We start from the raw sequence: 23006 nt of genomic DNA, 5'->3' as shown, positions 1-23006 counted from the left end.
TTTCTATCAATAGAGATCGTAGAGGTTCTGGATATCCGATAGCGAGCGCTGCTTGAGCAGCGCCAGCGTCAACAGAACTCGCGCCTTCTGCGGATTCAGCTCATAAGACGCCACGAAGCCAAGCTTGTCGTCGTCCAGCTCCACGTTGCGCCCGACGAAGCCGGTCGGCACGCGACTGCTGCGAACCACGACGATGCCCTTCTGAGCCGCCCTGGACGCGGCATCCACCGCCGCTTTGGTCATGTTGCCGTTGCCGACGCCCGCGATGACGATCCCTTTCGCTCCACGCTCGACGGAGCAATCGATCAGATCCCCCGGCATATCGACGTCCGCAAAGACCACATCGACGCGCGGCAGTTTTGTAACATTGCTGATGTCGAACTCGCTCTGAGTGGTGTGTTTCCAGGGCGGCGTGTTGTAGAAATCATTCTTGCCGTAGCTGGCGACACCAATCAGGCCGCGCAACGGCGACAGGAAGGTTTCGACCGCCGTGGTGCTGGTCTTGGTGAGCGAATGCGCCCCATGAATCTGATCGTTCATGACCACCAGCACGCCGCGCCCCTTCGCCTTCGGATCGGCGGCGACGCCCACCGCGTTATATAAATTTAGCGGACCGTCGGCGCTCAATGCCGTCGACGGCCGCATCGAGCCCACCATCACCACCGGCTTGTTGGTCTTCACGGTGAGATTCAGGAAATAGGCCGACTCTTCCATGGTGTCGGTGCCGTGCGTGATGACGAAGCCATCGACGTCGGCACTCGGCGCGAGCTCATTGATGCGCTTGGCGAGCTTGATCAGGATCTCGAACGACATGTCCTGCGAGCCGACGTTCGCGACCTGCTCGCCTTTCACGATCGCCAGCTTGTCGATGCCCGGCACGGCAGCGAGCATCGCATCGATGGTCACCGCACCGGATTTGTAGCCGGATTGAGTACCGGTCTCGGCGGCTCCGGCGATCGTGCCTCCCGTGGCCAGAATGGTCACGTGCGGCTTCCTCTGCTCCGCGGCCACGGCCGCTTGCCAGCAGATCGCACAGAGCAACAGTGCAATCAGCGACCCCGCCCAGCTTCTGAGTGGCGCATTCATACCCTCCTCTCCTTTCCCCGACGGGGTCGAGTCAGCGTGGATATTTGCTCTTGTCCAGATTCGCCAGCTTGACCGGATCGAGCAATTCCTTGATCTGTTCCTCGGTCAGGACATGCTTCTCGCGGATGATCTCCAACAGCCCCTTGTTGGTGGCATAGGCTTCGTTCGCCAGCTCGGTGGCCTTCTCGTAGCCGATGACGGGATTCAGCGCGGTGACAATGCCCACCGTTTCCTCCAGAAAGCGGCTGAGCACTTCTTCATTCACCGTGATGCCGTCGACGCATTTGGTTCGCAGCGCGTCCATGCCCCTCGCCAACAATTGCTGCGATTCCATTACTGCCAGGCCTACCAGCGGCTCGTAGGCATTGAGTTGCAGTTGACCCGAGTGCGCGGCCATCGCGACGCCCGCGTCGTTGCCGACGACGCGGAATGCGATGATGTTGACGAGCTCGGGCATGACCGGATTCACCTTGCCGGGCATGATCGAGGAGCCCGGCTGAATTGCCGGCATATCGATCTCGTTCAGACCGGCGCGGGGCCCGGACTCCAGCAGAATCAGGTCGCTGGCAATCTTGGACAGCTTGATGGCCACGCTCTTGAGCGCCCCCGAATACACGACGAAGCCCTGCTGATCCCAAGTGGCGGCAAACAAGTCGCTCGCCGACACGATGGGCTTGCCGGTGAGCTTGGCCAGCTCCTTTGCAACGGCCTGCGCATAGCCCCTGGGCGCATTGATGCCGCTGCCGATCGCAGTCGCACCCATGTTGACCGCATACAGGTATCGCTCCGCGTCCTTGAGCAGATCGATCTCGCTTTCCAGCGACGCACCGAACGCATGAAACTCCTGACCCACGGTCATCGGTACCGCGTCCTGCAGCTCCGTGCGCCCGATTTTAGGAATCTCCAGGTACTGATTGCCTTTGGCACGAAACGACTTCGCCAGCTGCTGCAGCTGGTCGATGACCTTCGCGTTGCGCAGAATGAAGGCAATCTTGATCGCGGTCGGATAGGAGTCATTGGTCGACTGCGACATGTTGAGATCGTCGTGCGGATCGAGGTACTGGTATTCGCCCTTCTTGTGCCCGGTGAGCACCAGGCCGACGTTCGCCATCACTTCGTTGGCGTTCATGTTGGCTGACGTGCCGGCGCCGCCCTGATACCAATCGACCAGGAACTGATCGCGATAGCGGCCGGCCTTGATGGCTTCGTAGGCTTTCTCGATGGCCGCGAGCCGCTCCGGCTTCATCGCGCCGACACTCGTGTTGGCGCGTGCCGCCGCCACTTTCACAATCGCGAATGCCTCGACGAACTCTGGGTAGTAGTTCATCGGCACATTGGAGATCTGGAAGTTCTCCAGGGCGCGTGCCGTCTGCACGCCGTAGTACGCGTCCGCCGGCACCGCCTTTTCGCCGAGCAGATCATGCTCGATGCGCGTTCCCTGCGTCGCCTGTTTTTTCTGCGCGTCGGCAGCAATCGAAGTGAGCGGCAGACAACAACACGCGAGGACCGTCGCGAATCGAGCTGTCCGGGTCATTTGCGTTTTCCCCTCGCCGAGGTACGCAGAAGTATGAGTCGCGGCGACACCAATAAGATGCGTAGTGAGGGCACCGCGGACAGCTGGCGGCGAGATCGACGGCGCTCAGCCGTTCATATTGTTTAGAAGTCGGCACGCCATACGACGGCGTGCCGACGAGGCGCGATTACTGCTTCTGGGGTTGAGGCACGACGCGCAGATACGACTTCACGGTCTTCCAACCCTGCGGGAAACGTTGCTTGGCTTCCTCATCGGAGACCGACGGCACGATGATGACGTCTTCGCCGTGCTGCCAGTTCACCGGCGTTGCGACCTTGTGTTGCGCGGTGAGCTGAATCGAATCGAGCAGACGTAACACTTCATCGAAATTGCGGCCGCTGCTCATCGGGTAGACGAGCAGTGCCTTGATCAGCTTGTCCGGGCCAACGATATATACCGTCCGGACGGTTTGATTCGTGGCAGCGGTGCGGCCCTGCGAAGTCGTGCCGGCATCGCCAGGCAGCATGTCGTAGAGCTTGGCGACCGCCAGGTCGTGATCGCCGATCAGCGGATAGTTCACCGCGGCGCCGCCGACGTCCTTGATGTCATTCAGCCAGCGCTCGTGATCCGTCACCGGATCGACCGACAAGCCCAGGATCTTCGTGTTGCGCTTGGCAAACTCCGGTTCGAGCTTCGCCAGATAGCCCAGCTCGGTGGTGCACACCGGCGTGAAGTCCTTGGGATGCGAAAACAGAATGCCCCACGAATTGCCCAGCCATTCGTGAAACTTGATGGGGCCCTTAGTGGTCTGCGCCTGGAAGTCCGGCGCCTGATCGCCAATTCTCAGTGACATGGTGTTGCTCCCGTTCAATCGCTGACTGCACGTCACTATAGAACGAAGACAGCGGCGCTGTCGCTGACTGAAATGTCACTAACCGGCCCACTTGCGACGCATCGCGACGTCATGTCGCGGCACGCTCAAGCGGCCTGTTTGAACACCTGGCGCAGATACGCAAGGAATGTCTCATCGGAGCACAGCGTCTTGCCCGGCGTGTCGGACAGCTTGGCAACGGGTTGCCCGTTGCACTCGGTCAGCTTCATCACGATGTTCAGCGCCGGCACGCCCAGGTCGTTGGAAAGGTCGGTGCCGATACCGAAGCCGCATTGCACTCGGTCCGAGAAATGCTCGTGGAGCCGCAGCGCTTTCGGAACGTTGAGCGCATCGGAAAACACCAGGCGCTTGGTGTGCGCATCGATTCGCAAACGCTGATAGTGAGCCAGCGCCTTCTCGCCCCACACCACCGGATCGCCCGAGTCGTGGCGCAGGCCATCGAACAGTTTTGCGAAATACAGATCGAAGTCGGCCAGGAACGCGTCCATGCCGACCACATCGGTCAGGGCCACACCGAGATCGCCGCGATACTCGTGCACCCAGGCTTCCAGCGCTGCCTTCTGGAAATTTCTCAACTGCACGCCCACCGCCTGGAAGGTTTGCAGATATTCGTGCGCCATGGTGCCAATGGCTGCGAGGCCGTACTTCTTCGCGAGGTACATGTTCGAGGTGCCGGTGAAGTACTGCGGCACTTCACGAGCCAGCGTGGCTACGACCTCCTCGTGCCATTCACGAGCAAAGCGGCGGCGCGTGCCGAAGTCGAAAAATTGGAACGGATGGCGGATCGTGTGCAAAGCGCCGCCGGCCAGCGGTGCCGTCGTGCCGTTCGCAAACTTCAACACGTTTGGCGCCGGCACTTCCGCCACCGGGCTCTGCGTTCGGAAATCGCGCAGCATGAGCATCTTTTCCGCGAGCCGCTGGCGCCCCTCCTGCAGCACCTCCGGGGTCGCGTAACGCCGGAAGTACAGCTCGTTGATGATGGACAGTACGAAGATCTCGAAGCCCATCACATGGATCTGCGGGCCGCGCGCCGTCACGTTGAGTGCATCGCCGTCGGTGCTCACCGTGATGTAGCGCCGCTGGAAATGGAAGATCCGCAGGAAGTCGATGAAGTCGCTCTTGAAGAACGACTTGGTGCCGAGGTAGTCGAGTTCGTCCTCGGTGTATGTGAGCGAGCATAGATGATCGAGCTGCTCCTCGACCTCGGCCTTCAGGCTCGCGAGCGGATACTGCGGGGTGTTGCGACAGACGAAGTTGTAGACCGCCTGATTGGCTGGGAACCGATGCAGCATCGGCGACAGCATGGTCAGCTTGTAGAGATCCGTGTCGAGCAGCGAGCGAATGATGGGTGTGAACATGGAGAACTCGCAGCTCAATTCCTGGAGATTTCAGTCAGCGCTTGCGCACTGTTCAAGGTTCGCGCGCCGCACGTCACGGACTTGTCGAGGAACGCTTTGGCGTTGGCTTCGAAGCCTGACACTGGACTCATGCAATCCTCCAACAGCACCACGCGGCGACTCTCGTCGTCCGAGAAGGCCTCGAACAAATCCTCGAGCGTCGCCGCCACACAGTGGCTGGCGGCCTCGCCCGCCACGAGCAGCAACCCCGACCTGGGCCGGCACTTCTCGATCAACTCGTGGTCGGTCTGAGTGCGAGGATCGTCCGCTCTCGGCACTTCAGCGCGCACCGCGCTGTACTGCTCGGTCAGCGGATTCTGCCCCTTCAGCGCTTTGAACGCTCCGCGTTGTACCTGCCTCTCCCACTCACCGACCGCATCGAACACGGGGCCGTAAATATTGTGCCCCCAGGCGCCGATCACACAGTGGACCGGCCAGACCATCAATTTATACCGTCCCTGCGACTCCAGAGCTTGCAGATACTTCAGGACTTCTGGGAGCAATGACGCGTCGATCGGAGCGTACTCGCTGGCCGCGACCTGCTCATGGGTGATCTGCGTGAAAGGTGCCACCGGCCGACCATCGCCGCGCTTCCAGAACGTCGGACGCTCGATGGCGACGCTCGGATGCGAATCCAGGGTGACCACGACTTCGCCCAGCCGGCTGCGGGCCGAGCGGACAAACCCCGCCAGCCGCTGCATGTCCTCCCCTGCGCCGGGGACGAACAGCGTCCCCTGCCGGTCGCAGAAATCGTTCTGGGGATCGATGATCAAAAGGGTGTGCATGAGTTGCTCCAACCGATGCACCACCTTAACACCCCGACAGCAACAACCGGAGTGCCCCGAAGCGCGGCAATGAGGTATTCAGACCATCCAGCGAACACAGGAGCCAAGCCGTGCACTCGCTATGGCGCAGCTGTTTTCTGACGCTCACCTCTTCGGCGGTGCTGGCCGAGTCCATCGACTCCGGTCGTCTTTATGACGTGACCACCGAAACCAGCATGCCCCACCTGGAGGAAAACCTCAGGTACGCCATTGAGCACGGTCAGCATTGCTTGAGCCGGGACGATCTTGCGTCGGCCTTTCCGGTGCTTCATCACCCAGCGCTCGCCGGCTGCAAACTGCGCGAGCAATATCATGACGGGGACACTCTCTCCTACTTGCTGGTTTGTGAGGGGTCCTCCGCAACGACTGGCACAGCAAAGTGGCGTTTGGGAGAACACATCATCCGCGGCACGCTGTATGTGAAGCTGGGCGGTAAGAACATGACCTTCTCTCAACGCATCACCGGCAGGCTCATCGGAACATGCCCGCCTGCTTGAGACTTCTCAAATAGTTCGCCTGGTTGTTCGTGTACGGCGCGTAGGCGAACCAGCGAGCGACGCCTCGCGTCCCGTGTACGAGCTGCATTCAGTGTAGCTTCGGAGCCCAACTGTACTGCTGACAAGTCGAAACGATGCCCGGACGAATTGAAGATTATGCATTGATTGGTGATCTCGAAACCGCCGCCCTGATCGGGCGCGATGGCTCCATCGACTGGCTCTGCTGGCCACGCTTCGATTCGGATGCCTGCTTCGCAGCGCTGCTTGGCGACGCCGGACACGGCCGCTGGTTGCTGTGCGCACGGGATGCCGACGTCAAAGTGACCCGCCGTTATCGCAAGGACACGCTCATTCTCGAAACCAGACTCGAGAGCGACGCCGGCGCAGCCACGATCATCGATTTCATGCCGCCGCGGGGTAATGCGTCGGACCTCATCCGCCTCGTGATCGGCGAGCGCGGCGAGCTGCGTTTGCGCACCGAGCTGGTGATTCGATTCGGCTATGGCGCCGTCGTCCCGTGGGTGACGCGCGTCGCACCCGGCCAATGGCAGGCGACCGCAGGCCCGGACACGCTCGAGCTGTATGCCGACGTGCCGATGAAGGGCGAGAACTTCAAATCGGTGAGCTATTTCAGCATCAAAGCGGGCGAGCGCGTTTCGTTCGTGCTTACACACTGCCCGTCGCATCTGTCGCCGCCAAAGAAACCCGATGTCGACAAGGCGCTGAGCGAGACCGAGCACTTCTGGCGCGATTGGGTCGCGAAGGGTCAGCAAGCGCAGCCCTGGCCCGCCGCTGCGACTCGCTCGCTCATCACGCTGCGCGCTTTGATCTACTCTCCCACGGGTGGAATCGTCGCGGCGCCCACCACCTCGCTGCCGGAAAAGATCGGCAGCGTACGCAACTGGGACTATCGATTCTGCTGGCTGCGCGATGCGACGCTAACGCTGCTCGCCTTCATGAATGCCGGTCATTTCGAGGAAGCGGAGGCCTGGCGTCAGTGGCTGTTGCGCGCCATCGCGGGCAGTCCGGAGCAGTTGCAGATCATGTACGGCATCGCTGGCGAGCGCCGGCTCACCGAGTGGGAGGTGCCCTGGCTGCCTGGCTACGAAAACTCGGCGCCCGTGCGCATCGGCAACGCGGCTCACTCACAATTGCAACTCGACGTGTACGGCGAGGTGATGGATGCGCTTCACCAGGCGCGCAAAGGCGGCATCGCCATGCTGGAAACCGGCTGGCGACTGCAATGCGAGCTGCTGGAGCATCTGGCGAACATCTGGGAGCAACCGGACTATGGCATCTGGGAAGTTCGCGGTCCGCCGCGACATTTCACCTATTCCAAAGTCATGGCCTGGGTCGCATTCGATCGCGCCATCAAAGATGCGCGCAGTTACCAGCTGGACGGCCCCATCGATGAATGGCGCATGCATCGCGCTCGAATTCATCGACAGGTGTGCGAGCAAGGCTATGACTCGCAGCGCAATTGTTTCGTGCAGTCCTACGGCTCCACCTGTCTGGATGCGAGCCTGCTGTTGATTGCCCAACTCGGCTTTCTGCCGGCTGACGATGAGCGGTATCAGGGGACGGTACGCGCCATCGAGGCCGGCCTGTTACAGGAAGGCTTCGTGAAGCGCTACGACACGCAAGTCACGGACGACGGCTTGCCGCCTGGCGAAGGGGTGTTTCTTCCCTGCAGCTTCTGGCTCGCGGACGCTTACGCGATGTGCGGACGGCTGGATGAAGCCCAGGTCCTGTTCGATCGCTTGCTGGGATTGTGCAACGATGTGGGCCTGCTCGCGGAAGAATACGATCCAGTGGCGCGCCGGCAGGTCGGCAACTTTCCGCAGGCGTTCTCGCATCTGTCCCTGGTGACCACGGCCTGCAATCTTGCGCACGCGAACAAGCCAGCTGAACAACGCTCGGAGGTGACCATGCTCACGCGAGCAAGCGCTCAGATGTGAGTTGGTTTTTATCCCTAGAGATGTACGCTACCATCCCTCGCCAACACAGGACGAGGGACGGCAATGATTCGAGGGATAGTGGCGGTTGCCCTGGCGTTGGCGTGTGCCTCCGTAGCGGCCCAAGTGGGTCGGCAGTTTCCGTCCGAAAAACAGACCGTGGTCGATCGAGTCACCGGTCGGCCGCTGGCCGTGCTGACTGCCGGCACCAGCAGCGACGCCAAGATCTACCCCACCCATCCGCAGTGGGCCGCCGACGGCGTGCACATCCTGTTTCGCTCCTCCGACCGCAGCACCGACCGGACGCCGCAGATTTTCGTGGTGAACGAGATCACCGGCGTCATCACCCAGCTGTCCGACGGCCCGGGCGTCGACGCCGGCAGTATCAACGTCGCCCGCCAGACGAACAAAGTTTATTACCTGCGTCGAGCGGCCAACGATGCGCCAGGAACCCTGATCGAAGTCGACCTCGATGCGTTCTTCCGAGCCGTCGCCAATGGTGAGGCGGGTGCGCGTCGTTTCGAAAGAACGGTTGGAACGTTGCCGAAGAATTTCATCGGCGCTGGCGGTTTCACCCTGGATGCCGATGAAAAGACCGCTTACCTCGGCTTCGATCAGCGCCGCGCTCCTGCGCGCCAGCCCGGCCAACCCGTACCGCAAGTGCCCGGCGGCTTGCTCGCGATGGATCTGGCGAACGGCAAGACCCGCACCGTGCTGGAAGTGCCGTTCCGCATGGGTCACGTGCAAGCCAATCCGCTCAAGCCGGGCGAGATTTTGTATTGCCACGAAACCGGCGGCGACGCTCCGCAGCGCATGTGGATCGTCAATGCCGATGGCTCCAACAATCGCCCGGTGTTCCCCGAGCACGATGACGATTGGGTCACTCACGAACAGTTCGCCGACGCCGATCATGTGATCTTCAATCTCATGGGCCATACGACCAGGCTGCGCCAGCGCCCCACGGGCATCATGGTCGTGAACCTGCGCGATGGCACGATGGAGAATCTCGGCCAGCCCGACAGCTACTACAATGCCGCCCAACAGCAGCAGTACTCCGATCCGAACATTCCCAGCGGCAACGAAGCTCGCGGCGGCTTCTGGCACAACGCTGTGACTTACGACCGCCGCTTTGCCGCTGGCGACGATTTCGACGGCAATGTGCATCTGATCGATCGACGCACCGGCGGACGCACCCTGCTCACCACCGGCCATCGCATGCGCCCCGATCACACGCATCCAAGCTTCAGTGCCGACGGCACCCGCCTGCTGATTCAGTCTGGCCTGCTCACGGACGGACAGCGGCTGTCGCTGATCGTCGTTCCCACGGGCGTCACGGTCGGGTCGCGATAAGGAGCCGGAATTTAACATTCGACACTCCAGCTGGAAGATGCAGCCTCGAGAGTCGAATCCGCGCTTCCTTCTCCGATCGCCACGCCCTTGTGCTTCTCCGCGGAACGGGTATCGCTTGATCGGCGCATCGAACGCGCTTGCCCCCTGATGACGCCAGATTGACGCTGGTAGCGATGCGGCACTATCTTGACCGCCGGGCGGAGCCCGCTGCGGTCGTATTACTGCCCGAATCACTCGATAAATGCCCTAAGTCATGAAGAGAGCGGACCAAAGCGGCAAGCTGAGCGAATCTGCCTGGGCGATACACCGCACTTTCGCGGCACCCGAAAGTACGGCGCGGCACGCAGTGCCGCGGTTGGGCGGCCGATACAAGAGTTAGATGCTGAAGAATAAATAATGGATGACACACTCTCGAAAACGCTCTTCCTATTTCTGGGCTGGCTGCTCGGACTATTCAGTCCAGTCATAGTCGACGCGATTAAGCGTCGCAGAGAAAATCGGGAGATTCGCGATGCCCTCCGCATCGAGCTCTCGGAACTCAGATATCGGCTGGCGTGCGCTCATTACTTCATCCAAATGCGGTTTGGTACGGTCGACAGGGCGCTGCTGAGTTGGGTCAGCCCCATTTTGAAGAACTACACTGGCTTGAATCCGTCGGAAAATATCTCCAAAAGCATAGAAATGCAGCTGAGCCTTGATGATGGGCAGATCGCGGCACTGGCTAGAAACGACAAGGCATCCCCGGATGCCGGTCTTTCCGTGAAAAAGTACACGGCACCATTGCTCGAGTCGAAATTTGCATTGCTTTCGGGACTTGATACGCCGCTCCAGAATCGATTGCTTGAGATCCGAACGAATCTGAATTTGCTCAATGAGGAAGTGGATCAATCTCGATACTATTTCCAGCTGACGTTCAACAGTGGCGTTACGGAAAACAACCGGTCCAGGGCCGTAGACAATTTGGGACAGTGCTATCTCAATCTAGCGTCGAGAGCGAAGAACGTGGCGGACCACATCGGTCAGATCTCGTGGTAGGAGCATCTAACAAATTGCTGCACGCGACGCGCAAAACGCGCGCGCGTGAGCAATGGCGTTGGGCAGTGAGGGAATAAGATGCTTGATCTGGTCGAGATTGGCGAACTCTTCTTGTCGTGGCGTCTCTATGTTGGATTGGCGCTGACCGGCTTGTTATGCTGGCTCATCATCTTGATAGTGCCAGGCGAGGCTTTGCAGCTTCTCATCTGCATCCCCGTTGGTCTGATTGGTGTCATTCTCGGTTTCCGCTGGCAGATCAGAGTGGACAGAGCCTGATGCTACACGCGTCGTCAGCGAGGGTTGTCGTTGGTGCGCGGCCGTTGCCCAACAAGCCGCTGGTTCCGACTCGCACAGGCGAGGCGCCTGTGCTCGCGGCACAGCGGCAGCGTTATGCAACAGAGGAAATGCCAGCGTGACCGCAGGTGAGCAAGCATTCCAGCGGTTCTGCCTATTCAACTCCATACCTTGTGAAAAACTGGCTGAGGCAGGAACGCCTGTGCCCGACTTCACAATCGAAGTCGGCAGCGCTCATGTATTCGTCGAAGTGAAAGACATTGAAGAGGATGAAAATTTTCGTGGGCCAGTGATGACAAGAACAGTAGGAGCGCACGTGCGCGCCAAGATCGGAGAAGCAAGGCTGCAGCTGCAGCCAGTGGCAAGGTCGGGTGTGCCGACGATGCTGCTTATTTACAACGCCCTCGACCCGTTTCAAGCGTTCGGAACCGAACCTCACGACTTCCTGGCAGCGATGTACGGTGATCTCACTGTGTCGATTGATCTAAGTTCCCGCCGGGCGGGCAAGCCTTTCCATGGAAGGAATCGGGCAATGGGAGAGAACAAGAACACGTCCTTCAGCGCCGTCGGAGGCCTCTACGCGCGTGGCGAAAGCTTGTCGGTCGTTCTTTACGAGAACGTCTTTGCAAGAAACCCTCTCGATTACGGCGCTTTGCCCGCCTGTTTCGGCGCTAGGCGAGTTGAGCTGGTTCAGAACGAAGATGCATAACAAGCGCGTCAAGTTCGCGCCCTTCGGGCGCCCGACTCGCAAAAGCGAGGCGCTTTTGCTCGCGACTTACGCGCGGAGTTAGACATTGCGGAGAATGCCGGAGTGAAAGAGAGCCTCGAGCGAACAGCGACCCACATTCTTCTGCTCCTTGCGAAGATAAGAGCAACGCCAGACGTTCCTGACGAAGTGGATGGTGAAACTCTGAGAAAGATCACTGAGCTGTCGGTGAACGATATTAATGATGCTTTCTGGCTGCTCAAGAATTCAGGCTATGTCGATTCCGTGCAGTACCTGGAAACGCGCGATTACAACTTCACCAAGGTTTGGATCACACCTCTAGGACGCTATGAGGCGGAGCGTATCACTGGGCCTCTATCTGATCCCATAAAGTTGCCGGTCACAGGGCGGATGAGCGCTGAAGAGCACCGAATCTCTCTCCCGCCTGCGCCAATTGGCTCTCCCTTCGGGTTCACTGATGAAGACTGGGAGTTTATCGCCCGTCAGAAGAGTAACGAGGAGCAGCTGGTCGTGGTGATGGGATATCAGTTTCGCTCCGAGTGTTACGACACAAATCTGCTTCAGCGAAACGTCAAATCGATGTTTCAGGATGCGGTAGACCGCTACAACGCCACCGCTGGTGCTTTACAGACCGCGCTATCGTTCCGTTCCCTGGCTGCAGGGTACGGAGAACACCTCTTCAACGAGATCGCGCGAGACATCATCGCATCTGACATCGCTGTATTTGACACTTCCGACTTGAATCCAAATGTCATGCTAGAGCTCGGCGTCGCTCTTACGTGGGGTATTCGCGTGCTTCCTATCAGGCTTCACTCCAAACCGCCGCCTCCTTCAGATATTTCGGGACAGACTTGGGCGCAGTACACAGACAATGCGGCAGCGTTTCTGGATGCGGACCATCCAGACAAGCTCGTTCGAATGGTGGAGCGCGCGGTTCGAAAGAAGGGGCGTCACAGATGATGTCTAGCAAGCGAATCGAGTGCGCTCCCTTCGGTCGCCCGACTCGCAACGGCGAAGCGCCATTGCTCGCGGCTCATTCGCGGCGTTGTGCGTCATGAGTTGCAACTTGCATTGGACTACCTATATGGCGGCACTTGCGGTACCTAGCATCGCGGTCTTGGGTGCCGTTATCGCCTTCCTCCAGTCTCGTATAGCGCGTAACAAGTTGAAGCTCGATCTCTTTGATCGAAGGTTCGCGGTGTATGACAAGACGGTTCTCTACTACCAAGCCTATCATTCGTCTGGCTCAGACCCAGATGCAGTAAGCATCGCTGCAGGGGAATTTATTCGAGCGTACCGAGAATCTCGGTTCTTGTTTGGCCCCGACTCTGAAGTCTATAAGGCGATGACAAAGGTGAAGGACACGCTCAGCTTTCTGGTCGGGTATGAGGAAAAATTTCGATCTCAGCCCTATGACGAGAGCGAGCACAAGGCTTGGTCGGAGCTCAAGGCGGAGAAGCCGGATCTGAGCATGCTCATGGGGGCACTTGAAAATGCGTTGGTGCCTTGGTTAGATTTTCGCGGAGTCAAATGAGACAACATCATTGCATGCCCAACAATCCGCTGGTTCCGACTCGCAACGGCGAAGCGCCGTTGCTCGCGGCACAACGGCAGCGTTAGGCATCCAACGAGAAAACCGCCAGATTCAGTGTGAGCCTTTCTCATTGAATCTTCCTTGTCCCAGGAGGAGTGTCATGAAGCGACTCAAACTAGTTTTTGCTGGCGCCCTGATCTCAGCTCTCACCGCGGCATTCTCAGCTGAACGGTCTTCCCCGCCGACGTTTAGGATCGAAGTGGACCTCTCGGGTTCCCAAGCCAAGATGCGCTGCACCGCCGGCTGTACCTGGACCACAACTTCGTACTCATGCGGTGCTGCTAACAGTTGTACCTTTGTGGTTGATGAGTCGGGAGTAGGTGGCGTTGCGCCGGCCGGACGTTGAGTGAAGCGTAACAACGCCATCAACACGGACGTCGAACACGCACGCGCCGCTGGCGCGCACGTATTCGCCGCCGGTTATGGCGAGCGTTGGGCGGGCGGACAGAACCAGAGGTCCATCCCCCACCGCTGCTCTCAATGCTTCATTGAGCCGGAACAATCGTGATGCAGCCATCGGCGACATGCACTCTCACGCGTTGTCCCGCGGAGAATCACGCGTGTTGCAGCCAGTAGCCACGCAGGCGTAAATAGGGAACCTCGGGTGGCCGCGGCCAGCGGCCATCTAGTTGATATTCGTAGCAGGAGCCGGTGATACTCAGCAGGCGGGGCTTGTGCGGAACGGAAACGTGAGCAGCCATAATGGCCCGAGTCCGCTCCCTTCGGTCGCCCGACTCGCAAAAGCCTGCGGCTTACGCTCGCGGTTCATTTGCGGCGTTATGTCCCGAACTATCCTAGGCCTGTCCCGTCTGATAAATTCGATACCGCTCTACGGAGATACGCATGAACGCCTCAGTCAAATCGCTTGGAATTGATCGCCTCCCCCTCGAGGAACGGCTGGCACTGGTTGAGGAAATCTGGGACAGCATCGCCGCCGATAGCGGGGCAGTACCATTGACCGAGGCTCAACGTGCCGAACTCGAGAAGCGGATCGCCGAAGACGACGCACATCCTCATGACGTAACACCCTGGGAGCAAGTCAAAGCATCGACCCTTGCTCGTCTGGGGAAATGAGTTTACAGCCTGCTTTCCGAAGAGCTGCACGTCTTGAGTACGACGAAGCAGCGGGTTGGTATGAGAGTCAGCGGGGCGGGCTTGGAATCGAGTTCGTTTCCGAAATCGAACATGCATTGTTCCAGGCATGCGAAATGCCACAGCGATTCCCCCGAATGCTGGCCGATGTTCGTTGCGTTCGGGTTCGGCGCTTCCCGTATTCCATTTTCTTTCGCGTTCGCTCACCCCAGCTCATCGTGCTTTCAGTATTTCATGTACGCCGCGACCCTGCCATTTGGCGTGAAAGAACATAACAAATAGCTCGCGTCGCGATTCCAGCGACGCGAGCCCGATAGGAGTCAGTTACCTCCGCGGTCGTGGAAAGTACAGCCGGGGCGCCGGCGGCAACTTCATGTCTGTGCCAAGGAAGAAGCCGGGATGCGGCGGCTGGTTGTACGCAACGTTCTGCCAGGCGACGGCCAGACGGTACGTCGGATCATGCATCAGCGTACGCAGCTTATGCTCCGTCGGTGTGGTCGTGGTGTAGATGCGCAGCTCGCTGCTATCTTGCGAGCGCCAGAGCACCTCTTCGCGCCAATCGCCGAGGATGTCAGCTTGCAACGCCGGCGTTCCCTTGGTGCCGTTGTTGGAATACGTGCCGTCGGCAACCAGGGTGGGCACCGAGACACCATTCAAGTAATCCCACTTGTCGATGCGGCCGACGCCCGCGCCCGCTGCCGCGTCATAGCTGTGATCGAGCAGCTCACGTGACAGATCGCCGTCCCACCAGATGCCGAAGTTGATCGACGAAGGAATTCCCGTGAGTGGCTCGCCCCTCGCGGTGTGCAGTCCACCGCCAGTGCTGGACCACATTTCCTCACCGGGATGCGTGGGATCGATGTCAGCAGACATTCCGCGGCCTGTATCCGCACCGGTAAATTTTCCCCACAGGATTTCACCGGTGGCCGCATCCCAGGCGGCCAGACCATACGGTGAGGCTCTCGACTCCATGACTTTGAACACCTCGAGCCCGGGCCGCGTCGGATCCAGATCGCCAACGTGCAACGCATCGCCGTGGCCCAGATTGGTGTTGTAGAGCGGCGTGCCGTCATCGTCGATCGTCATGGCGCCGAACACGATCTCGTCCTTGCCATCGCCATCCACATCAGCCACGGCCAGCTGATGGTTGCCCTGCCCGCGATACTCCGCGCCGGAAATGTCCGAGTCGAACACCCAGCGCTGCGTGAGCTCGCCGTGTTTCCAATCCCACGCCACGATGACCGTGCGCGTGTAATAACCGCGACTCATGATCAAACTCGGACGCCGGCCATCGAGATAGGCCACCCCACCCAGGAAACGATCGACACGGTTGCCGTAGTTATCCCCCCACGATTCGACCGCTCCGCGCGCTGGAACGTAATCGATGGTGGCCAGCGCCTTGCCGGTGGCGCCATCGAACATGGTCAGAAACTCCGGGCCGCTGAGCACGTAGCCGGCGGCATTTCGATAGTCGGCGGTGGGATCGCCGATCACGGTACCTCGCGCGTCCGTCGTGCCGTCCGCTGTTTTCATCGCCACTTCGGCTTTGCCGTCGCCGTCGAAGTCATACACCATGAACTGCGTGTAGTGCGCGCCGGCCCGAATGTTTTTTCCCAGCGAGATACGCCACAGCAGCGTGCCATCGAGCTTGTAGGCGTCGAAGAAAACTTCACCGGTGTAGCCGCTTTGTGAGTTGTCCTTCTGATTCGAAGGGTCCCACTTCAAGACGATCTCGTACTCACCATCGCCATCCAGATCGCCCACGCTCGCGTCATTGGCGTGATAGGTGTACGCCTCACCCGCCGGCGTGACGCCACCCGCCGGCCTTTGCAACGGAATAGGAAGATACGACCCTCCCCAAACGGTGGCGGAATCCGCCTTGCCGCGCCGTCCCTGCGTCAGCGCTTCGATCAATGCAGCGAGCGGTTGCTCGCGGCCGTCAAACACACGACGCACGGTGTATGTCGAATTTACTGTGCCTGCAGGATCGAGATAGTTCGTCGTCGCAGTCAGCGGCTTGCGATTGAGCTTCTTGCCGTTGCGATAGAGATTGAAGCCCGCGTCATACGATTCGTCGCCCAGCAATCGCCAACTCAGAAACACGCCCTGATCCGTCTTCACCGCCACCAGTCCGCGATCCAGAAGCTCCGCCTGCCTTGCAGGCAACCCCCGGGTGGTTTCGGCCTCTACACCGGCCTGAACCATAGGCACCATCAGTCCGATACAGCCAGCGGCAATCCCCCGCCGCCATCCTTTCAGCTGGTCCATCGAGCACTCCTTATATATGAGCGACTTTCGTCGCCCGGATGACGCCCCCTAATCGAATTTGCTCGAATTTGCTCTTTACTGATTTATTTTGCAACCAAAGTGAGGTCGAGGCGGTTGTCGGCTGAGTTAAAGTAGCCGCCTTTCGAATTCCTGGAGTTGCTTTAGTGATGACCTCACCCCCCGCGACCTATCCCATCGGCACCCCCGGCGTTCCATGGGGCACTGACGAGCGGGCGCAGTGGCTGTCGCGTCAGGTTCGACATCGCAGCTATGACGACGACGTAGCGAAAGCAGTGGAGCGGCTGGCAGATCGATTCGATGTCGAGGTGTATGGACAGCTCGACTATCCCCCCGACCAATATCGTTTGTTTGCTGTTCGCAGCCGCAACTGGCGCGATGATCTTCCCGTCGCGCTCGTAACCGGCGGCGTCCATGGCTATGAAACCAGCGGCGTGCACGGCGCGCTGCAGTTTCTCGAGCGTCGCGCCGCTGACTATGCGAACCGGATCAACTTGCTGGTTGCGCCCTGCGTGAGTCCCTGGGCCTATGAGCGCATTCATCGCTGGAACGCGAATGCCATCGATCCCAATCGCTCGTTCCGCGAGAACAGCCCGGCGGAAGAGTCGGCGGCATTGCTGCGTTTGATTGCTCCCCTGCGCGGACGCTTTCTACTACATGTCGATCTGCACGAGACCACCGACACTGACGAAAGCGAGTTTCGACCCGCCCTCGCCGCACGTGACGGCAAAGCGTTCGAGCCCGAGGGCATTCCCGACGGTTTCTATCTTGTCGACGACAGCGAGAATCCGCAGACACCGTTTCAGCGAGCCATCATCGACGCCGTGAGCAAGGTCACTCACATTGCGCCGCCCGATGAGAAGGGACAGATCATCGGATCGCAGGTCGTCTCGCCGGGCGTCATTCAATACGCCCTGCGCTCACTCGGCCTGTGCGCCGGTATCACAGGTGCGCGGTACACCACGACGACCGAAGTCTATCCTGATAGCCCACGCGCCACGCCCGAACAATGCAATGACGCTCAAGTCGCGTCGGTGTGTGCGGGCATCGAGTTTGCGCTGGGCGCGGCTCGTTAGTGCGGATTACTGAGTGTTGACGATCTCGTAGCTCAACGAGTGCTTGTCGCCGAGCAGATCGACGCCCAGCTCGGCCATGGCATCGTCGTCGACTTCGACCAGCCAGCGCACCTCGATGTTCGCGCCGTCACGAGCGGCGCCATCGAGCAAAGTCAGCAGCTGTTGCAAGCTTCGGGTACTGGAGCTGTTGACGTATGCAAACTGCAGCGTGACCGTCGTTTTTCCCGACGGCTCGCTGCCGCTCGTATATGCACGCAGCGCCGCCAGGATGGGGCCGTAAAACTCCGCGGCGTTTTCCGGATAGGACTCGCCCTGCAGGATGAAGGCGCGGCTCGTGTAATCGAAGTCCACCAACGGCGTGAACTGAGTTGCGGGAAGAGTCAGACGTTCCATGGCGCTCTCCTGCTATTGAACGACGGTGTGGATGGTGAGTTGCAGCCTGCCGTCATGCGACGGCACTGGCATCAGCTCAAAATCGATGGGCTCGACAGCGTTGCGAGCGATGGTGAGCAAGCCGAGTCCCGCACCACCGGTGGGGCTCGCATCCTCCGTGTACTGCAGATTCGTCAGCCGCAAACGGAACTCGAACCGGATCTGCTCCGGCGTGAGATCGCGCAGCGCTGCGAGTCGCTGCTCGATCGGTGGCGCGTTGACAGCCGAGATCAAGCTGCGCGAGCGCAGGTGATAACGCTGGTCTTCCTGCCACACCTCGATGGCGCCGCAGCGGACGATCTTCACATCCCGCGCCCCTTCCGGCTCGCCATGATGAATGATGTTGTAGGCCAACTCGACGAAGCTGGAGAATATCTTGCGCGCGCGATGACTCTCCACGTTGAGCGCTGCCAGCCGGGCTCGCAACGATTCACCCGTAGCGCCGACGATGCTGGCGCTGACCGCGCCAGAGTAACTGAAGATCTCTCGTTCGGATGATTCCGGCATCATCCGATGTGCAACATTGGCATTCATCTAAACCTCGAACATCAATAACGTCGCATCGTCGCGGCGGGTCTGAGATCCCTGCCACTGCCGGTAACGTGACAACGTCGCTTCGAAACTATCTTGCAGCCCCGTACCGGGGGCCGCACCCAAGGACTGCGCGAACCTCGCTTTGCCGTAAGCAATGGCACGCGCTTCACCAATTTGATCGAACAGTCCGTCAGTGGCGAGCGCCACGCGCATGCCCTCCTCCAGCGGCGTCTCGCTGACCGGCCATTCGGTATCGTCGGGCGTGTCGGCGTAACCGACGCCCGGCCGGCCCGCTGGCAGACAGATCCATGAGTCGCGACTGGCATATGACACGAACACCGGCAGCCGCGCGCCCGCGAACTGCAATCGGCCCCTGCGCCGATCGATCAGCACCAACGACGCGTCCATGCCATCGTCGGAAGCGTCTTCAGCTACGTCATCGCCTGGCGCACGTTGCCGCTGCCCTAACGCAGCACGTGCGCGCCGATTGATGCTTGCAAGCAGTGCACTCGGATCCCAGGAATCCACCTCTGCGATGGATGCTTCGAGATTCGCCGACATGATCATGGTCAGCAGCGCGCCCGGAACGCCGTGGCCAGTGCAATCGAGCACGGCGACGAAAACTCGATCCTGGTCGCCGCGGCAGAAGTAATAGTCGCCACCGACAATATCCCTGGGCTCCCAGAAGATCCGATGCTGCGGCAAATGCTCGGCGAGATGCTCGTTCGAGATATGCAGGAACGCGCGCTGGATCCGGCTGGCGTAGCGGATGCCCTCCATCACTTGCCGGCTGCGCTCGACTTGCATATCGGCGAGCACTTGCATCAGTGTCGGTCCAGTGCAGGTGCCCAGATACTTGCCCCGGGTGGTGACGATTACGCCATCGTGCAGCGCTCGTCGCGAGTCGCTGGCGGCCACTGCACCGACGGTAGCGATCGAATCCGCCTCGTCGACCAGCAGCGGCTGCTGATCCATGAACAACGAGCAGCTCTTGTTGCCGAACAGCTCGTGGTGGAACGGCCGGGAGAAGCGCTCGAGCAGAATATGGCGCGTGACCAGCCCGACCGGGCGCTCGTCGCTGACGATGGGCAGGATGTCGTAGTCGGGATGGCTCGAAAAATAATCCAGCGCCTCTACGCAGGTATGGCGCGGCGTCAACGATGGGCAGGCAATCGCCAGCTGTCCGATGCGAAACATTGAGCACAACGGTTGGAGGACATGCACGCCATTGTGCTCAACGCCCCTCACAGCACAGTAGGACGCAAGTCCTACTTTGTAGCCGCTTCACGAGACTGTCACATTGCAGAACAGGCACAATAGCGCACTGCATCGATCCCTCGGAGCTGCAACCGCGTGGAAAGCATCACCGTCACATTGTTCCTGTTGCTGGCAGTGGTCGTGAGTGGCTGGCTGCAGCGGGGCCTGCCCTGGTCGGTGCCGCTGCCCATCGTGCAGATCGCACTCGGAGCGCTGATCGCGCTGGTCGCCAAAGCGCCGGTGGAGCTCAATCCGGACGTGTTCTTCCTGCTGTTCCTGCCGCCCCTGCTGTTCCTCGATGGCTGGCGCATTCCCAAAGAAGGCCTGTTTCGCGACAAGGACACCATTCTCGAGCTGGCCGTGGGCCTGGTGATCTTCACCGTCGTCGGCCTGGGCTTCCTGATCAACTGGATGATTCCGGCGATGCCCCTGCCGGTTGCGTTCGCACTGGCCGCGGTCGTTTCGCCCACAGATCCGGTCGCAGTCTCAGCGCTGTCGTCACGCGCGCCGATTCCCAAGCGCTTGCTGCATATTCTCGAAGGCGAATCGCTGCTCAATGACGCGTCGGGTCTGGTCTGCATGCGCTTCGCGGTCGCGGCGGCCATGACGGGCTTGTTCTCGCCGCTCAGCGCGATCGGCACGTTCTTGTGGCTATCGCTGGGTGGCATCGTCATTGGCGTGGTGGTCACCTGGGTCATTACGCGCCTGAAGGACTGGCTGAGCTGGCGGCTCGGCGAGGACAGCGGTTCGCAGATTCTGATCAGCCTGCTGATTCCTTTCGGCGCCTACTTGATGGCCGAACATCTGCATTGCTCGGGCATTCTGGCCGCGGTCGCCGCCGGTATCACGATGAGCTATGCGGAACTGAGGGGCCGTGCGCTGGCCACGACGCGGGTGCGCCGCTCTGGTGTGTGGGACACGATTCAATTCTCGGTCAATGGCGTCATATTCGTGCTGCTCGGCGAGCAGATGCCCAAGCTCATCGAAGGCGCGACTCGCGTCGTGCAGGACGCCGGCCATCATGACCCGCTGTGGCTCATCGGATACGTCATCGCGATCAATGCGGCACTGGCCGCGCTACGCTTCGTCTGGGTGTGGGTGTCGTTGCGATTGACGCTGTACCGCGCATCGCGGGCCGGTCACAGCACACCGGCCCGCCGGCCGAGCTTGCGATTGGTTGCCGCCACTTCGCTGGCCGGCGTTCGTGGCGCGATCACGCTCGCCGGCGTGTTGACGCTGCCTTTGTTTCTTCCCGATGGCTCGCCGTTTCCCGCTCGCGATCTAGCCATCTTCCTCGCCGCCGGCGTGATTCTGACTTCGCTGGTGGCCGCCACCATCGGCCTGCCCTTCGTGCTCGGTGGTCTGCAGATTCCGGCGGAACCTGCACACGACGAACAAGAGGACGCCGCGCGAATCGCTGCCGCCGAAGCAGCCATCAAAGCGATCGAGCATGCTCAACACGAGTTGAGCAAGAACCGTCCCGACGCCGATCTATATGCGGATACAGGCGCGAAGATCATGGATGTGTACCGCGCACGCATGACCAGCCAGCCACGCAGCGTCGAGGAAGCGGAGAAGATGCGGTTGATCGGCGAGATCGAACGTCAGCTGCGCCTCGCGGGATTGCGAGCGGAACGTGACGAGCTGTATCGGCTCGTTCGCGGACGACAGCTCTCCGAAGAGCTGGTGCGCAAGCTGGTTCGTGAGATCGATCTGCACGAGGCGCGACTCACCGCTAGCTAGCCGCCGCTCAGACTGGAACCGCCGACCGCCAGCAGCAGCTGCGCTGTGTTCACGAACCGTTTGGATTGCGCGTCCAACAATCCGAGTCGCGCTTGCAGACTTTGCCGTTCGGCAACCAGCACTGTCAGCACGCCAGTGTTGCCGGCGCTGTAACTTCTGCGAGCGAGGTCGACGCTGGAGCGTGCGGTCTCCATCGCCTCGGTCTGCGACAGCAACAGCTCCTCGTCGTGTCGCGCCGCCTGCAGCAGGTTTGCGACTTGTCCAAATGATTGCAGCACGGTCTGCTGATAGTTCGCCGCGCTCACCTGCACGGCCTGCAATGCCGCGCGGCGCTCGGCTCGCAATGTTCCACCGTCAAACAACGGCGCAGTGATGCCGCTGATGATGCCCCAGGCAAGGCTCGAAGCATCGAACAGATGGCCGGTGGTGGTTGCCTGCTGGCCCACGTTTCCTGACAGCGTGATCTGCGGATACAGGTTTGCGGTGGCGACACCGACGGCAGCGGTCGCCGCATGCAACTGCGATTCGGCCGACAGAATATCCGGTCGATGTCGCACCAGCTCGGATGGCAAACTCACCGGCAGCTGCTCCGGCAAGCGCAGATCGCTTGCCGACGCAAATTGGGTTTTCGCATCCGCCCACTCACCGGGCGCCTTGCCCAGCAACACTGCAAGCGCATGTCTCGCCGTATCCAGCTGCTGCCGCAGCGGCGGAAGCAACGTCGCATCCTGCGCCAGCTGCGCACGTGCGCTCAGCTCGTCCACCTTCGTTACCATGCCCGCCTGCTGTGCGCGAGACACCAGGTCAACATTGGTTCGATCTTCCGCCAGCAGGTCTTCGAGCGCCTGAATCTGCGCCTGCGTGAACACGATGGTGAAATATTGAACTGCCACATTGCCCGTGAGCGACAACCACGCGGCGTCCAACTCGTGCTGGTAGTACTCAGTGAGCGCCCGTTGCTGCTCGATGGAGCGCGCGATGCCACCCGTGTAGTCGAGGGTGTAGCGAACATCCGCGCCAATGGCATAGTAAGTGAACGTCGGCAGATGAAAATTACCGAGCGACTGCGCGCCCAACTGTTGTCGACCTGCACCACCGGTCAGATCCACTTTGGGCAAGCGCGTGCCGCTACGAGCCGCGAGCAACTCCTCGGCTTGCGCCAATGACGCGCGCGCCGCGGCGAGGGTGAAGTTGTTCTCCTTCGCCTGCTGCATCAGCCGGTTCAACTCATCGTTCTGGAACAGCGTCCACCACTCATTGGGCGGCGTTTCGCCGTAGATGAAACGTTGCGTTTGATCGGGTGCCGCGACATAGCGGCTCGCCGTCGGCGCGTCCGGCCGCTTGAAGTCTGGCCCGACCGCGCACGCCGACAGCGCAACCATCGCGCCGGCCGTCACTAAACTACGAAACATTCGACTCATC

Annotated in this window: 22 protein-coding genes; 12 read left to right on the top strand and 10 right to left on the bottom strand. The window is 60.4% G+C overall.

Going from position 1 to position 23006, the window contains the following annotated elements; genetic code table 11:
- Nucleotides 1–6 precede the first annotated feature (6 nt).
- The 5 genes from D0550_RS21245 to D0550_RS21225 form a co-directional block, all read right to left on the bottom strand.
- Nucleotides 7–1086, bottom strand: a complete 1080-nt coding sequence (locus tag D0550_RS21245) for a type II asparaginase (RefSeq protein ID WP_116811189.1) — start codon at nucleotides 1084–1086, stop codon at nucleotides 7–9.
- 31 nt (nucleotides 1087–1117) lie between these two features.
- Complete coding sequence (locus D0550_RS21240) at nucleotides 1118–2620, bottom strand: aspartate ammonia-lyase (protein ID WP_116811188.1); 1503 nt, start codon at nucleotides 2618–2620, stop codon at nucleotides 1118–1120.
- Between the two features lie 166 nt (nucleotides 2621–2786).
- Nucleotides 2787–3452: a peroxiredoxin gene (locus D0550_RS21235; protein ID WP_116811187.1), complete on the bottom strand. Its 666-nt coding sequence runs from the start codon at nucleotides 3450–3452 to the stop codon at nucleotides 2787–2789.
- 125 nt (nucleotides 3453–3577) lie between these two features.
- Entirely contained in the window at nucleotides 3578–4849 is a 1272-nt protein-coding gene (gene pncB, locus D0550_RS21230) for a nicotinate phosphoribosyltransferase (RefSeq protein ID WP_116811186.1), read from the bottom strand.
- A gap of 14 nt (nucleotides 4850–4863) precedes the next feature.
- Entirely contained in the window at nucleotides 4864–5673 is an 810-nt protein-coding gene (locus D0550_RS21225; protein WP_116811208.1) for a cysteine hydrolase family protein, read from the bottom strand.
- A 110-nt stretch (nucleotides 5674–5783) separates the two neighbouring features.
- Here D0550_RS21225 and D0550_RS21220 point away from each other — a divergent pair, with 110 nt between their 5' ends.
- From D0550_RS21220 to D0550_RS37170, 10 genes are all read left to right on the top strand, one after another.
- The gene (locus D0550_RS21220) at nucleotides 5784–6209 is read left to right on the top strand and encodes a DUF3617 domain-containing protein (protein WP_153067257.1); all 426 of its coding nucleotides are present in this window, start codon (nucleotides 5784–5786) and stop codon (nucleotides 6207–6209) included.
- Between the two features lie 134 nt (nucleotides 6210–6343).
- On the top strand, nucleotides 6344–8167 hold the full coding sequence (locus D0550_RS21215) for a glycoside hydrolase family 15 protein (RefSeq protein ID WP_116811184.1): 1824 nt from the start codon (nucleotides 6344–6346) through the stop codon (nucleotides 8165–8167).
- 63 nt (nucleotides 8168–8230) lie between these two features.
- The gene (locus D0550_RS21210) at nucleotides 8231–9514 is read left to right on the top strand and encodes an oligogalacturonate lyase family protein (RefSeq protein ID WP_116811183.1); all 1284 of its coding nucleotides are present in this window, start codon (nucleotides 8231–8233) and stop codon (nucleotides 9512–9514) included.
- A gap of 396 nt (nucleotides 9515–9910) precedes the next feature.
- Nucleotides 9911–10549 carry a hypothetical protein gene (locus D0550_RS21205; protein ID WP_116811182.1) on the top strand — a complete coding sequence of 213 codons (639 nt, stop codon included), beginning with the start codon at nucleotides 9911–9913 and terminating at the stop codon, nucleotides 10547–10549.
- 78 nt (nucleotides 10550–10627) lie between these two features.
- Nucleotides 10628–10825 carry a hypothetical protein gene (locus tag D0550_RS21200; protein ID WP_116811181.1) on the top strand — a complete coding sequence of 66 codons (198 nt, stop codon included), beginning with the start codon at nucleotides 10628–10630 and terminating at the stop codon, nucleotides 10823–10825.
- 136 nt (nucleotides 10826–10961) lie between these two features.
- Nucleotides 10962–11552 carry a hypothetical protein gene (locus D0550_RS21195; protein ID WP_206606449.1) on the top strand — a complete coding sequence of 197 codons (591 nt, stop codon included), beginning with the start codon at nucleotides 10962–10964 and terminating at the stop codon, nucleotides 11550–11552.
- A gap of 102 nt (nucleotides 11553–11654) precedes the next feature.
- Nucleotides 11655–12530 carry a hypothetical protein gene (locus D0550_RS21190; protein WP_116811179.1) on the top strand — a complete coding sequence of 292 codons (876 nt, stop codon included), beginning with the start codon at nucleotides 11655–11657 and terminating at the stop codon, nucleotides 12528–12530.
- Between the two features lie 106 nt (nucleotides 12531–12636).
- A complete protein-coding gene (locus D0550_RS21185; RefSeq protein ID WP_161965962.1) occupies nucleotides 12637–13104 on the top strand; it encodes a hypothetical protein in 468 nt (155 codons plus the stop codon).
- A gap of 903 nt (nucleotides 13105–14007) precedes the next feature.
- Nucleotides 14008–14238: an addiction module protein gene (locus D0550_RS21180; protein WP_116811177.1), complete on the top strand. Its 231-nt coding sequence runs from the start codon at nucleotides 14008–14010 to the stop codon at nucleotides 14236–14238.
- Nucleotides 14235–14531 carry a type II toxin-antitoxin system RelE/ParE family toxin gene (locus D0550_RS37170; protein WP_116811176.1) on the top strand — a complete coding sequence of 99 codons (297 nt, stop codon included), beginning with the start codon at nucleotides 14235–14237 and terminating at the stop codon, nucleotides 14529–14531. Before D0550_RS21180 ends, D0550_RS37170 begins: the two co-directional genes overlap by 4 nt.
- A 49-nt stretch (nucleotides 14532–14580) precedes the next feature.
- Here D0550_RS37170 and D0550_RS21170 read toward each other — a convergent pair whose 3' ends face one another.
- Nucleotides 14581–16524: a rhamnogalacturonan lyase gene (locus tag D0550_RS21170; protein WP_161965961.1), complete on the bottom strand. Its 1944-nt coding sequence runs from the start codon at nucleotides 16522–16524 to the stop codon at nucleotides 14581–14583.
- Between the two features lie 167 nt (nucleotides 16525–16691).
- On the opposite strand from D0550_RS21170, the gene D0550_RS21165 reads away from it, so the two are divergent.
- Entirely contained in the window at nucleotides 16692–17618 is a 927-nt protein-coding gene (locus D0550_RS21165) for a M14 family metallopeptidase (RefSeq protein WP_116811174.1), read from the top strand.
- A gap of 6 nt (nucleotides 17619–17624) precedes the next feature.
- Here the strand turns inward: D0550_RS21165 and D0550_RS21160 are convergent, their stop codons facing one another.
- From D0550_RS21160 to D0550_RS21150, 3 genes are read right to left on the bottom strand one after another with little or no spacing between them, the layout of a single operon-like run.
- The gene (locus tag D0550_RS21160) at nucleotides 17625–18011 is read right to left on the bottom strand and encodes a DUF1987 domain-containing protein (RefSeq protein WP_116811173.1); all 387 of its coding nucleotides are present in this window, start codon (nucleotides 18009–18011) and stop codon (nucleotides 17625–17627) included.
- A 12-nt stretch (nucleotides 18012–18023) separates the two neighbouring features.
- Nucleotides 18024–18584: a SiaB family protein kinase gene (locus tag D0550_RS21155; protein ID WP_116811172.1), complete on the bottom strand. Its 561-nt coding sequence runs from the start codon at nucleotides 18582–18584 to the stop codon at nucleotides 18024–18026.
- Nucleotides 18585–19781, bottom strand: a complete 1197-nt coding sequence (locus tag D0550_RS21150) for a SpoIIE family protein phosphatase (RefSeq protein ID WP_116811171.1) — start codon at nucleotides 19779–19781, stop codon at nucleotides 18585–18587.
- A 156-nt stretch (nucleotides 19782–19937) separates the two neighbouring features.
- Between D0550_RS21150 and D0550_RS21145 the strand changes: the two genes are divergently transcribed.
- A complete protein-coding gene (locus D0550_RS21145) occupies nucleotides 19938–21584 on the top strand; it encodes a Na+/H+ antiporter (protein ID WP_116811170.1) in 1647 nt (548 codons plus the stop codon).
- On the opposite strand, the gene D0550_RS21140 is transcribed toward D0550_RS21145, so the two are convergent.
- A complete protein-coding gene (locus D0550_RS21140) occupies nucleotides 21581–22996 on the bottom strand; it encodes an efflux transporter outer membrane subunit (RefSeq protein WP_161965960.1) in 1416 nt (471 codons plus the stop codon). The two genes, D0550_RS21145 and D0550_RS21140, sit on opposite strands and share 4 nt — an antisense overlap.
- Between the last annotated feature and the right edge of the window lie 10 nt (nucleotides 22997–23006).

The sequence above is a fragment of the Steroidobacter cummioxidans genome (assembly GCF_003104955.1).
This window is presented reverse-complemented; position numbering and strand designations above follow the sequence as displayed.